This is a genomic window from Thalassospira lucentensis MCCC 1A00383 = DSM 14000 (assembly GCF_000421265.1).
GTDB lineage: Bacteria > Pseudomonadota > Alphaproteobacteria > Rhodospirillales > Thalassospiraceae > Thalassospira > Thalassospira lucentensis.
Genome location: NZ_ATWN01000005.1, coordinates 28,848 through 41,857 on the forward strand (window position 1 = coordinate 28,848; position 13,010 = coordinate 41,857).

Sequence of the window (13,010 nt, forward strand, 5' to 3'; positions counted from 1 at the left end):
ACGGGATGACGCCTAACCGTCAGTTTTTATCGACAATTACATCATGATCAAGCAGTGGCGCGACATCGATGTCGCTTGCATCCATCATGCCGGACACACGTTGCAAGGCAGCGATCAGGAACGTCTGTTCCCATTCTTCAAGATCATTGAAGTTATCTGAAAATCTGTCATGCAGTGCCATGGGAGCCCGATCAAGGATGGAACGTCCTTGATCCGTTAAGCGGACAAACACTTTGCGCTTATCCGTGTCACCACGCGCACGCAAGACAAGCTCCATCGCCTGAAGCTTATCAACCAATGAGGTTGTTGATGCCTGCGCCAGATTCACCTTTGCGGCAATCTGGCCAACCGTCATCTCGCCGTATTCTTCCAGTGATTGCAAAACCAGAAGCTGCGATGTCTTCAACCCGGTGATTTTACCAAGTTTTTTAGCGTGAATATCGCTCGCGCGTAGAATGCGGCGAATGGAGATCAACGCTTCATGCAATTTGTCCATTTGAATTTCCGGGCGTCAATTGTTGTCCTGCTACAAAAGATGTTTTAGCCCCAGAACCGCGAAACCGCAACGGTTTAAGACGATCTTCCATCGATATACGATATTTTATTTCATCGATTTTCGGTATTTCATGACGAAAATATGTCCGCGACATCGAACCATCAATATCGAAGACCGATTAATTTATGTTTTCTTTTATATCAATATCTTACTTGGTTTCACGTTATTTTCATCGAGAAAGGGTTGATCAATTTGTATCGCTATTCTATACATCTCTCGCGACATGAATGATCGCATATCGAAATAACAGAGCAGGCAGACCGATGAAAATTGCCAACAATCAAGGCAACACCGGCCGCAAAGCCAACCTGATTATCCGAAAACCGAAGGCCACCGACGGCGCAACGGTCAATGCGTTGATCGCCGATTGTAAGCCTTTGGATGAAAATTCGATGTATTGCAACTTGCTGCAGTGCTCGCACTTTGGCGACACATGCGCGATTGCGGAACTCGATGGCGAAGCTGTGGGCTTTGTTTCCGGTTACATCGTCCCAAGTACGCCTGAACAGCTCTTTATCTGGCAGGTTGCCGTTTCCCCGAAGGCCCGTGGCCTTCGTCTGGCGAAACGTTTGATCCTTGATATTCTGGATCGCCCGGCATGCTACAATGTGTCGCAACTGAACACGACGATCACGTCAACCAATGCACCGTCTCAGGGTGTGTTCCGTTCAGTCGCACGCGAGCTCGGCGCCGACGTCAAACGCAAAGTTCAGTTTGAACGCGAAACGCATTTTGACGGCGCGGCTGCCAGTGAAATCCTGTGGCAGATTGGCCCGTTTGAACGTGAAGACGTCGAACGCGTCGCGGCCTGATCCTCAACAACCATTTTCACCGCTTTCATGCCTCAAAACGGCAAAGACCGTTATTGGGAACATCCGGTTCGCCGGGGCGTTTGACATGACAAGTGGACTTGACTTTTCCCAATCTGAAAGAGGGAACCATGACTGTATTTGATCGCCTTGAATCGGAAGTTCAGAGCTATGCACGCTCCTTCCCCGTTACGTTTGAAAAAGCCGAAGGCGCCTGGCTCACCGATGAGAACGGCAACCGTTATCTTGATTTCCTTGCCGGTGCCGGCAGCCTGAACTATGGCCATAACCATCCTGTTCTGCAGGAAAAGCTGATTGATTACATCAAATCAAACGGCATTACCCATGGTCTGGACATGCACACCAAGGCCAAGGAAGCTTTCCTGACCGCGCTTGAAGACAAAATCCTCAAGCCGCGCGACATGGAATACAAGGTTCAGTTTACCGGTCCAACGGGCACCAATGCTGTTGAAGCCGCATTGAAACTTGCTCGCCGCGTCAAAGGCCGCGAAACGGTGATCTCATTCACCAACGGCTTCCATGGCTGCACCTTGGGCGCGCTTGCCATCACCGGTAACGAGCATCATCGCGGGGCTGCTGGTGTATCGCTTGATAACGCCGTTGCCGTTCCGTTTGACGGCTACATGGGCGACAGTGTTGATACCGTCGACTATCTTGATCGTGTTCTGTCCGACAACTCAAGCGGCGTGTCACTTCCTGCTGCTGTGATTGTCGAGGCAGTGCAGGGTGAAGGCGGCTTGAACGCGGCTGACTTTGGTTGGTTGAAAAAGCTCGAACAGACCTGTCGTAAGCACGACATTCTGCTGATCGTTGATGACATTCAGGCAGGCTGCGGCCGTACTGGCACGTTCTTTAGCTTTGAACCCGCTGGTATCAAGCCTGACATGATTACGCTTTCAAAGTCGCTGTCAGCTTATGGCCTGCCGTTTGCGGTTGTTCTGATGAAGCCGGAATTTGACGTCTGGCATCCGGGCGAGCACAACGGCACCTTCCGTGGAAACAACCATGCGTTTGTCACCGCTACAGCAGCCCTTGATCACTTCTGGTCAGATGATAAGTTTGCATCCGAAGTGTCTGACAAGGCTGAATTCCTTGGCAAGCGCCTCGAAGAAATTGCCGAACGCTATGGCGACGGAAAAATCTATCGCAAAGGGCGCGGCCTGATGCAGGGTATTTGCTTTGAAAGTGGTGAACTCGCATCGAAGGTTACCAAAGAATGCTTCAAGCATAACCTGATCATTGAAACCAGTGGCCCGGAAGATGAAGTTGTCAAATGCCTTGTGCCTTTGATCATCTCCAAGCAGGATTTGGGTCACGGCCTTGACATCCTTGAGCTGGCAACCGCCAAAGCCATGGGCAAGGACGTTGTTGCGGCCAAAGCCGCTGCTGAATAATAAGGTTGGGCGATGCCATTGGGTGTCGCCCTTCCCTACCACCTAGACAGCCCCACACCTTAAATAATTCAAAGAGTTAAAAATGATTGTTCGCACCCTGAAAGAATGTGAAGCATCCGGTCGCCGTGTGGTTTCTGACAACTGGGAAAGCACGCGTATGTCGCTTGCTGAAGATGGTATGGGCTTCTCTTTCCATATCACCACCATCTATGCCGGTACCGAAACCGAAATTTGCTATGCCAATCATTTCGAGACCGTCTATTGCATCTCAGGCAACGGCGAAGTCGAAACCATTGCTGATGGTAAAAAATACAAAATTGAGCCAGGAACGGTTTACATCCTTGATAAGCACGACCGCCATTATCTGCGCGGCGGCACAGAGGATATGGTTGTCGCATGCGCGTTCAACCCGCCGCTCAATGGCCGCGAAGTCCATGACGAGAACGGGGTTTACCCGCTCGATGGCGACGCACTTGCCAGCTAAGTTTTGGTTTGGGGCGGGGGATAAAACCGCCCCAGACTTTAAGAAATAATAGTTTTCAAGGATACGCCCCCAAAGGAGGCAACATGCTTTCAGCCCAGAAAAAAACGGACGCTGGGCATAGCGTTCACAAGATCGGTGGTACGTCGATGACCCAGGTTGAAGCGGTCATGGACAACATTCTGGTCGGCAATCGCAGCGAAGAAGAACTGTATAATCGGGTCTTTGTCGTTTCAGCTTATGGCGGGTTCACCGACCTTCTGCTGGAAAACAAGAAAACCGGTGAAGCAGGCGTCTATCAGCTTTATGCCGGATCGGAAACCGATTGGGCCTGGGGCGATGCTCTGACCAAAGTTTCCGAGAAAATGTGCGCCATCAACGAAGAAATCTTTGGTGATGCACCCGAACTGAAACTGGCCAATGCCTTTGTTCAGGAACGCGTTGAAGGTACACGCAGCTGCTTGATGGACCTCCATCGCCTGTGCAGCTTTGGGCATTTCAAACTTGAAAAGCACCTGTTGACCGTTCGTGAGATGCTGTCTGCCATTGGTGAGTCCCATAGCGCGCACAACACCATGTTGCTGCTGCGCGCCAAGGGCGTGAATGCTGTGTTCGCCGACCTTTCGGGGTGGCGTGAGCCAGAAGCATCAACCCTTGATGGTCGCATTTCAAAAGTCTTCGACGACATTGACCTTGGCAGTCAGCTTGCAATTGCAACCGGCTATGCCCAGTGCAGCGAAGGCCTGATGAGCATCTATGGCCGCGGCTATAGTGAAGTCACCTTCTCGCGCATTGCATGCCTGACACAGGCGCGCGAAGCGATCATTCACAAGGAATTCCACCTGTCGAGTGCAGATCCGCGCATCGTCGGCGAAGATGCCGTGCGCCCGATTGGCCGCACGAGCTATGACGTGGCTGATCAGCTGTCAAACATGGGGATGGAAGCCATCCACCCGCGTGCAGCCAAGGGCTTGCGTCAGAACGACATTCCGCTGCGTATCGCCAATACCTTTGAACCGGAACATCCCGGTACGGTCATTGACGATCATTGGGATCCGGAAAACAGCCGGGTTGAGATTGTCACTGGCGTTCCGACCGCGTTCGAGATTGAGGTCTTCAATCAGGATATGGTGGGTATTCCGGGCAGCGAGGAATCAATCCTTAGCGTGCTTAAACGTTATAAGGTTCCGACCGTTACCAAGAACCTGAACGCCAATACAATTACGCATTATGTATCAGCACCGCTGAAACAGATTCGTCGTTGTGTTGACGAGATCGAGGAAAAGCACCCTGAAGCAACCGTTCAGACCCGTAAGGTCGCGATTGTTTCGGTGATTGGCGCCAATATTGATCAGCCTGGCCTGTTTGCACGTGCTGTGACAGTCCTTGATGAGGCAGGCGTCGAACTGGTTGCCTCGCACTTCCCGAGCCGTCGCGTCGATCTGCAGTTTGTTGTGGCAGAAGGCGATTTCAACAAGGCAATCGTTGCCCTGCATCGCGGTCTTGTTGAAGGTAAAAAAGAAGAAGGCGCATCAGACAAAAAGACCAAGAATGATAGCGCTAACAAACAGGACAAGCTTAAGGCTGCATAAGCCTTAAGGCATCCTAACATCACATCAGAACCCGCAGTGCTTGCAAAAGCCTGCGGGTTTTGTTTTGCGCCAACCCCATACTTGTCATTGTCAGAGATGGTGCGTCGCGATAGGACTTATCCCTCTATTCTAGTCTAACGCCCGTTTCTCAGGAAAGCCCGGATGAGCACCCATAACAGCAAAGCGATTAACGACCTTCTTGATATTATGGCCAAGCTGCGCGACCCGCATGGCGGGTGCCCTTGGGATCTGGAACAGGATTTTTCGACCATCGCTCCCTACACCATCGAAGAAGCCTATGAAGTTGCCGACGCCATTGCCGATGGTGACATGAACGAACTTCGCGATGAGTTGGGGGATTTGCTGCTGCAGGTGGTTTTCCATGCGCAAATGGCACAGGAAGAAGGCCATTTCACCTTCGAAGATGTCGCCAACAGCATCAATACGAAAATGATCAGCCGCCATCCCCATGTGTTTGGCGATGGGGACGCCACCACAACCGATGGCGTCAACCAGACATGGGAAAAAATCAAGGCCGCCGAACGGGCGCAAAAGGCCGAAACCAAGGGGCACGACCGTCACAGCGCGCTTGACGGTGTTGCCAGCGCCCTCCCCGCACTCATGCGGGCTGAAAAGCTGACCAAACGTGCTGCACGTGTTGGCTTTGACTGGCCAAGTGCGGATGAAGTGTTTGACAAGCTTCATGAAGAAATTGACGAGCTTAAAGCCGAAATGACCGAAAACCCCGATCAGGACCGTATCGAGGATGAACTGGGCGACATGTTATTTGTCATGGCAAACCTTGGTCGTAAGCTTGGCGTTGATCCCGAAGTCGCCCTGCGGCACGCGAACCATAAATTCACCCGTCGCTTCCACTTCATCGAAGACGAACTGGCAAAAGAGAACCGCACCGCGTCACAATCGGACTTGCAAGAAATGGACGCGCTTTGGAACAAGGCTAAGAAGGTTGAACGGGGTCAGGCATAAGTGCACCGGCACGGCGCCTGACCCTTCATATAGTATGTGCGTCAACCTTCAAGCGGCATATAAATTTCGGTCAAAAGCTCGGTTGGTGCCGTTTCACGCGGGTTATTCAAATATTCCTCGAACACTGGGCCTTCGCGTACTTCTTCATCAGACTGGGGCAACCATTTGCCAAATAACCATAAATAAGCTGATTTCATATCAGCATATGGCCCCTTATACCGCAGGCATGCGTATCTTCCGGCCCCCACCACTGTGCGTTTAATCGGTGCCTCAACCGTAATTGATTCCGTCTGATCAAGTAGCGCACCCGCCTTTGAGAACAGATCGTTTTCGGCAAAGGCATCAGGGTCGGTGTGATACACGCCAATAAGTCTGACATTTGGTTCAATCAGGTCACGCACCGCAAGCCACCCAAACAGGCGATCAAATGCCTCCCCAATTTGCATGAATGATCCGTGGTGATCGATGGTCAAAAGCGACATTTCAGGCACATCGCGTATTTCGACAGTCCATGGACCACAGACGGTTTCACCCTGTTCTTCAAGGGCATAATGGAATTGGCGATGGCTGCCCTCTTTGCGGTAGCGCGCCGGTGGCATCCCATAGCTGTCAGAGAATATTCGGGTAAAAGATTGCAGATTGGGGTAGCCACATCGTTTGGCGATCTCATCAATCTGAATTGCACTGTTTGCCAGCATCCCGGCCGCGCTATGAAGGCGAACGCGCTTTACCGTCGCGGCGACGGTTTCACCAAACACACCGTGATAAATGCGATGCCAATGCGTTGGCGACATACAGGCAATTTCGGCCAGTCGATTTAAATCAAGTTCGTCAGAAATATGGTCATGGATGTGGGCCTGCACGCGGGCAAGGCGGTCTTGGTAGGAGCGTTGGGCATGTAATTTGTTCATCGTTCTCTCATGCAATTTGTTGTGCACTTTGAAAACGCTAACACACGTCGATTTGACAAATCTTGCGATCTTGCGTCAAGCCGTGGCTCGGATCGACTTACGAAAACAGCGGCAGAAGAATTTCATTCATCTCGGACCAAAGGTCTTCGGAACTGGCACACAAAAGACCGGGGGCCTCTGTATTGGCGTTATATTCATTACTACGGTCTGCGGTAATATAGCGGGCATACCCACCAGCTTCGCGCACCAAAAGCGTGCCCGGCGCGTGGTCCCAAGGCTTTAGAGTCCGATAGGCGCAAAAATCGAAATCACCACGTGCCAATTCTTCATACTCAGCCCCGCAGCATGAATAATGCGCAACAGTGTCAAAGAAATCCATATGGCCGTAATGTCTTACAAGACGGTCACGCGCATAGGAAATCAGAAACCCTTTGGAATCGCTGGCTTTTGTGATGTGGGATCGCACCGAAACAGGGCTACCCTGATAGCACGTCCCAGCACCCTTTTCGGCCACGGTTGCAGTTCCCTCAATCGGGTCAACAATCCATGCCGCAACTGTTTCACCCGCAACATACAAACCAACCATGCAGCGAAACGGTTGACGATTGTGGGCAAAGTTTTTGGTGCCATCGACCGGATCAATGATCCAGACGGGATCAGATGCGGCAAATGCACGGTCCTGTAATTTCGGATCGGCATGTGCGGCCTCTTCACCCAAGGCGATACTGCCCGGTAACAGGTCGGTTAACCGGGCAGTTAAAACGCGTTCGGCTTCTGTATCGGCGATGGTCACCAGATCAAGCGCGTGGGTTTTGGCCTCGATATCTTCATCGGCCAGTTGCCCAAAGCGCGGGGCAATTTCAGCAGCCGATACTTCCCGGATGATACCGGTAACTTTTTCAATATCGACTTTCACCACAACGCAACTTCTCCTTCTGGCGTTTAACGACGATCAGACAACGTGTATTTCAAAACCAGATTTAGCACACCAGTCTTCAAAACGCCCCACCCGCGTAGAATCTATCCGCACCTGAATGGCAATGCCGTCATCGCCTTCTGTGCGATGAAGAACTTCACCATGCTCATAAAGACGTGCAAGCGATTTGCCATCCGAATACGGCACGCACAGTTCAAACACCGGCATATGTTCCGTAAGCCGGTCTTCAACCAAGCCCAGAAGCGCATCGCAATTCGTGCCCTTGATGGCCGAAATGGCAATCGTGTTGTCGTGGCGCGCCGCAGACTCGTTCACCGCCTGCAGGTCATCACCTTTAAGCTGGTCAATTTTGTTAAGCGCTTCAACAAGTTCTTCGCCGTCAATTGCCTTTTGCAGCCCAAGTTCCTTAAGAACTTCAAGCACATCAAGCCTTTGCTCTTCTGTTTCTGCCGAAGCCACATCACGGACATGGACAATCAAATCCGCTTCAAGCACTTCTTCAAGTGTTGCACGGAATGCTGCCACCAGATCGTGCGGCAAATCGGAAACAAATCCGACAGTGTCAGACAGAATGACCTTACGTCCACTTGGCAGGATCAGACCGCGCATGGTCGGATCAAGAGTGGCAAACAGCATGTCCTCGGCAAACACCTCGGACGTGGTCAGCTGATTAAACAGCGTCGATTTTCCGGAGTTGGTATAACCCACCAAAGCCACAATCGGATATGGTACACGGCGACGTGCTTCGCGGTGAAGCTCACGTGTTCGTTTAACTTCCTCAAGCTCACGCCGAAGTTTGGCAAGCTTGTCACCGATCAAACGACGGTCAATCTCGATCTGACGTTCACCTGGGCCGGCAAGGAAGCCGCGACCACCTCGTTGCCGCTCAAGGTGGGTCCAGGTCCGAACCAGTCGTGACCGCTGATAGCTCAGCAAAGCCAGTTGCACCTGCAAGCGTCCCTCACGGGTCCGCGCACGGTCAGCAAAAATCTCAAGGATCAGACCGGTACGGTCAATAACCTTGCACTTCCACTCTTTCTCCAGATTACGCTGCTGGATCGGGGTAAGTTGGCCATTGATCATAACGATGTCGGCTTCTTCTGCCTTGATCTGCAGACCGAGCCGTTCGGTAACGCCCTTCCCGAACAAAGTAGAAGGGCGCACTTTTGCAATGGGCACAATATCTGCGCCCACCACTTCAAAATCCAACGCGCCAGTCAAACTGATTGACTCGGCCAGACGCGACGACGCGTCGCGCCAGGACGCTTTCTGGTCCGCACGTTTTAGTTCCGGGTGGAAAACGAGGACTCGGGGGGCTTCCGGCTCAGTGCCTCCCCCCGACGTCAGAGATTCTTCAGCTATTTTCTTCTTCCGTTGCTGGCTGGCTCGGATCAAACAGTTTGATCGGTGTCGTCGGCATTACCGTCGAGATCGCGTGTTTGTACACGAGCTGGGTGTGAGCATCGCGCCGCAGCAAAACAGAGAAATTGTCAAACCAGGTGATAATCCCCTGCAATTTGACTCCGTTGACCAGAAACACGGTAACCGGCGTTTTGTTTTTACGGCAATAATTCAGGAAAACGTCCTGAACATTTTGTGATTTTTCCGCCATTGGTTAGACCTAGCCTTCTTTTATGAGCGTTTTTTTAGTTTCGGGCGGCCAAGCAAAATGCGGAACTATCGACGTCAAGTTCGTCAAGGTTCCAGCCCCATCTTAATGACCAACCTGAACTATAAGACTTTCGTAAAGGTTTTTACAACCCTTACAAGCGCTTCGCAATCAGCGAAATGCCAATCAGGTTCGAGATTCGCGGAATTCTGCGCATCACTGTGTCCGGTAATTTCATCCCCGATCAGGATTGCAGTTGCCCCGACGTTGCGCGCGCATTGAATATCGACAACACTATCGCCTACAAACCAGAGATTCTCATATTGCGGCGCCGAAGAGTCGCCCATTGCCATATGCACCGGATCGGCAGCAGGTTTATCATTAGCCGCATCTGTCGCCCCGACAATTTGACCAAAAAACGCGGTCCAGCCAAGATGTTCAACCTCTTTGCGCAAGAAATCGCCGTTCTTGTTGCTGACGACACCGATGTAGGTCCCGTTTTCACGCAGCGCACACAAAAGATCATAGGCACCGGTCAAAGGTGTCAGCGTTTCAAGGTGAATGCTGCGAAAATGCGCGTAGAAACTATCCTTGGCCGCTTCCCAGCGATCTTCGCCAAACAAAACAGGGAAACTGTCACGAAGTGATCGGGCAACCCGTTGCTTGGTTTCATCAAGCGACCATTTGGGTTTGTCGAACTCTTCAAATGTCATGTTCAGGGCTGCCTGAATGGTGCCCCAACTATCAACAAGGGTGTTGTCCCAGTCAAACAGGACGGCATTTGGTCGATGGGGCAATTGGTCAGACATAACGAAATCCGGTGGCTTGGGTGGATATGATTTGTATGAGGATTATAGAAATCCCGACGCAGATCAGAAGTATTCGAGACGCACAGCAAACATTTTCTCGACCTTTTTGATCTGCTCAGACCCGGCAAAGACAACAATGCGATCATTTGCTTCGATCACGGTATTGGCACGCGGCATGACAACTTCGCCATTTCGCAAGATTGCGCCAAACACCACACTGGCTGGCATGGCAATATCCTTAATCGCCTTACCGACAATCGGTGCTGTTTCAAGTGCCTCAGCCTCAAGCACCTCACCAAAGCCTTCTGACAGGCTATGAACCGCACGGATACGCCCACGGCGGACATGATGCAGAATCGTCGACACCGTCGTCATGCGCGGGCTGATGACAACATCAACACCCAGTTCAGACACCAGCGAGTTATAGGTGCTTTTATTAATCAGCGTAAGGGCACGCGGGCAGCCATACCGCTTTGCGAGCAAAGATGCCAGAATGTTGGTTTCGTCATCGTTGGTAAGCGCAACCACGGCCTCGGCATTGCCGACATTTGCTTCTTCAAGCAATTCTGGATCAAGCACGTCACCGTGCAAAACCACGCTTTTCTTTGGCAACTTCTGTGCAACATAACGCGCGCGCTCGGCATCAGCCTCGACAAGGCGTGTGGTCACGCCTGGGAAGTTCTTGTTGATTTCTTCGGCCAGGAACAGCGCGATGTTCCCCCCACCAAAGATTACAATACGGCGTGCTTCGGGGTCTTCGTGCCCGAAAGCGGACATTGCCCGATCCACCTGATCGCTTGACACCGCAAGATACACAAGATCTCCGGCCAGCATCTGATCATCGCCCTTGGGATAGACCGGCTTGTCATTGCGGATCATGCCAAGGATCGAAATATTCAAATCCGGGAACAACTGATGAAGCTGACGCAGTGGCGTATTGATCACCGGGCAATCTTCGCTACACCGCAGGCCAAGGATTTTGACCTTGTCATCGGCAAACGGGATCATATCGAACGCACCGGGCGCCTGTAAACGGCGTGCAACAGCACGGGCCACTTCCATCTCCGGGGAAATCACCACATCAATTGGCAACTTTTCACGGCCAAACAAACTGGCCCATTCCGGCTGCAAATAGGTCTGGCTTCGAATACGGGCGATCTTGGTCGGTACGTTGAACAATGAATGCGCGACCTGACAGGCTGTCATGTTGACTTCGTCAGCAAAGGTCACCGCAATCAGCATGTCGGCTTCTTCTGCGCCTGCCTGCTGGAGAATATCGGGGTGAGAGCCAAACCCGATAATGCCTTTGACCTCTAGCGTGTCCGAAATTTTCCGCACCAGCTCTTCGGACTGGTCGATCACGGTTACATCATTGTTTTCTGCAGACAGATATTTGGCAATGTGGAAACCCACCTGCCCGGCCCCGCAAATGATGACCTTCATCGTGTATTCTCCCGTTCACAGCAGCCTGCGATGTCGCGACTGGTAATCAGAGTGGTCTGAAGACTGGTATCAGCAGACTGAAAATCAGCCGCCAACACCCAGACTTTTAAGCTTGCGATGCAGCGCGGAACGCTCCATCCCGACAAAGGCCGCTGTTTTGGAAATGTTGCCCGCAAACCGGTCGATCTGTGTCTGCAGATATTCTTTTTCAAACATCTCGCGTGCTTCGCGCAGCGGCAATGCCATGATTTCACTGGTTTTGTCAAAGCTTAGCGATGTTGGCATGTCCGAAAACAGCTCAGACGGCAGCATCTTGCCCGTGATGATATCGGTTGTATTGTCGTCCGGTGCCATGATCATCAAACGTTCAATGACGTTACGAAGCTGGCGAACATTCCCCGGCCAGTCATAGGCGTGAAGGGTGGCCATGGCTTCTGGCGACAGTTTACGTTGCGGAAGGCCAGTGGCCTCTGCATAGCGCACCAGAAACCGTTCGGCGAGTTCGGGGATATCGTCGCGACGTTGCTGAAGTGATGGCACCTCAAGTGGAACCACGTTCAAGCGATAATAAAGATCCTGACGGAATGTTTGCTCGGCAATCCGGGCTTCAAGATCACGCGCGGTTGTCGCAATCACACGAACATCGACACTTACCGGAAGTGCACCACCGACGCGTTCAAACGTTTGATCCTGCAAAACACGGACAATTTTTCCTTGCGTTTCCAAGGGCATATCGGCCACTTCATCAAGCAAGAGTGTCCCGCCATGCGCCAGTTCAAGAACCCCGGTGCGCGCGTCACGATCTGATGATGCCTCGGCACCAAACAGGGATTCTTCCATCGTTTCAGGCGAGATATTTGCGCAGTTCAATACAACAAACGGGGCTTCTGACCGTGCAGATTTCTTATGGATAAGCCGCGCAATGACTTCCTTGCCCGACCCTGCTGGTCCGCTGATCAGGACACGACTGCCCGTTCTGGCAACACGTTCGGCCGCCTGACGCAAATTATTAACCGCAGAAGACTTGCCAATCAGTTCGTTATCACCGCCGGCCTTAAGAGTGAGTTCACGATTTTCACGACGCAGGCGCGCATCATCAATGGCGCGTTCGACAACCAGCAACAGACGATCCGTATTAAACGGCTTCTCAATGAAGTCATATGCTCCGCTACGCGATGCTTCGAGTGCGGTTTCAATGTTGCCGTGGCCTGAAATCATCACAACAGGCACTTCGCTGTGTTCACGTTTGATCAGCTTAAGCGTCTCAATACCATCGTGGTCGCTTTGATCCATCCAGATATCGAGCACAACCAGACTGGGGCGGCGCGCAGAAACCTGCGACAGCGCTTCCTGACTCGAACCCGCTTGTCGTGTGGTATAGCCCTCGTCTTCCAAAATACCGGAAATAAGTGCCCGGATATCTTGTTCATCATCGACAATCAGAATGTCGTGCGCCATATC

Annotated in this window: 13 protein-coding genes; 5 read left to right on the plus strand and 8 right to left on the minus strand. The window is 51.9% G+C overall.

Going from position 1 to position 13,010, the window contains the following annotated elements; translation table 11 throughout:
* Positions 1 to 19: 19 nt before the first annotated feature.
* The gene (locus K355_RS0111240; protein ID WP_022732242.1) at positions 20 to 496 is read right to left on the minus strand and encodes a MarR family winged helix-turn-helix transcriptional regulator; all 477 of its coding nucleotides are present in this window, start codon (positions 494 to 496) and stop codon (positions 20 to 22) included.
* A gap of 323 nt (positions 497 to 819) precedes the next feature.
* Here K355_RS0111240 and ectA point away from each other — a divergent pair, with 323 nt between their 5' ends.
* The 5 genes from ectA to mazG all read left to right on the plus strand — a co-directional run bounded on the left by ectA (position 820) and on the right by mazG (position 5,840).
* Positions 820 to 1,368, plus strand: coding sequence for a diaminobutyrate acetyltransferase (gene ectA / locus K355_RS0111245; RefSeq protein WP_022732243.1), 549 nt, complete (start codon positions 820 to 822; stop codon positions 1,366 to 1,368).
* A 128-nt stretch (positions 1,369 to 1,496) separates the two neighbouring features.
* Positions 1,497 to 2,780 carry a diaminobutyrate--2-oxoglutarate transaminase gene (ectB, locus tag K355_RS0111250; RefSeq protein ID WP_022732244.1) on the plus strand — a complete coding sequence of 428 codons (1,284 nt, stop codon included), beginning with the start codon at positions 1,497 to 1,499 and terminating at the stop codon, positions 2,778 to 2,780.
* 82 nt (positions 2,781 to 2,862) lie between these two features.
* Positions 2,863 to 3,264: an ectoine synthase gene (locus K355_RS0111255; RefSeq protein ID WP_022732245.1), complete on the plus strand. Its 402-nt coding sequence runs from the start codon at positions 2,863 to 2,865 to the stop codon at positions 3,262 to 3,264.
* An 83-nt stretch (positions 3,265 to 3,347) separates the two neighbouring features.
* A complete protein-coding gene (locus K355_RS0111260; RefSeq protein ID WP_022732246.1) occupies positions 3,348 to 4,853 on the plus strand; it encodes an aspartate kinase in 1,506 nt (501 codons plus the stop codon).
* Between the two features lie 162 nt (positions 4,854 to 5,015).
* A complete protein-coding gene (gene mazG / locus K355_RS0111265) occupies positions 5,016 to 5,840 on the plus strand; it encodes a nucleoside triphosphate pyrophosphohydrolase (protein ID WP_022732247.1) in 825 nt (274 codons plus the stop codon).
* 41 nt (positions 5,841 to 5,881) lie between these two features.
* On the opposite strand, the gene K355_RS0111270 is transcribed toward mazG, so the two are convergent.
* The 7 genes from K355_RS0111270 to ntrX all read right to left on the minus strand — a co-directional run bounded on the left by K355_RS0111270 (position 5,882) and on the right by ntrX (position 13,007).
* Complete coding sequence (locus K355_RS0111270; RefSeq protein ID WP_022732248.1) at positions 5,882 to 6,751, minus strand: AraC family transcriptional regulator; 870 nt, start codon at positions 6,749 to 6,751, stop codon at positions 5,882 to 5,884.
* A 97-nt stretch (positions 6,752 to 6,848) separates the two neighbouring features.
* A complete protein-coding gene (locus tag K355_RS0111275) occupies positions 6,849 to 7,670 on the minus strand; it encodes an inositol monophosphatase family protein (protein ID WP_022732249.1) in 822 nt (273 codons plus the stop codon).
* 33 nt (positions 7,671 to 7,703) lie between these two features.
* Complete coding sequence (hflX, locus tag K355_RS0111280; RefSeq protein WP_051145989.1) at positions 7,704 to 9,035, minus strand: GTPase HflX; 1,332 nt, start codon at positions 9,033 to 9,035, stop codon at positions 7,704 to 7,706.
* Positions 9,036 to 9,042: 7 nt separating this feature from the next.
* A complete protein-coding gene (hfq, locus tag K355_RS0111285) occupies positions 9,043 to 9,300 on the minus strand; it encodes an RNA chaperone Hfq (RefSeq protein ID WP_008891082.1) in 258 nt (85 codons plus the stop codon).
* 119 nt (positions 9,301 to 9,419) lie between these two features.
* Positions 9,420 to 10,106, minus strand: a complete 687-nt coding sequence (locus K355_RS0111290; protein ID WP_022732251.1) for an HAD family hydrolase — start codon at positions 10,104 to 10,106, stop codon at positions 9,420 to 9,422.
* 63 nt (positions 10,107 to 10,169) lie between these two features.
* Positions 10,170 to 11,549, minus strand: a complete 1,380-nt coding sequence (gene trkA / locus K355_RS0111295; RefSeq protein ID WP_022732252.1) for a Trk system potassium transporter TrkA — start codon at positions 11,547 to 11,549, stop codon at positions 10,170 to 10,172.
* Positions 11,550 to 11,633: 84 nt separating this feature from the next.
* A complete protein-coding gene (ntrX, locus tag K355_RS0111300) occupies positions 11,634 to 13,007 on the minus strand; it encodes a nitrogen assimilation response regulator NtrX (protein ID WP_022732253.1) in 1,374 nt (457 codons plus the stop codon).
* Between the last annotated feature and the right edge of the window lie 3 nt (positions 13,008 to 13,010).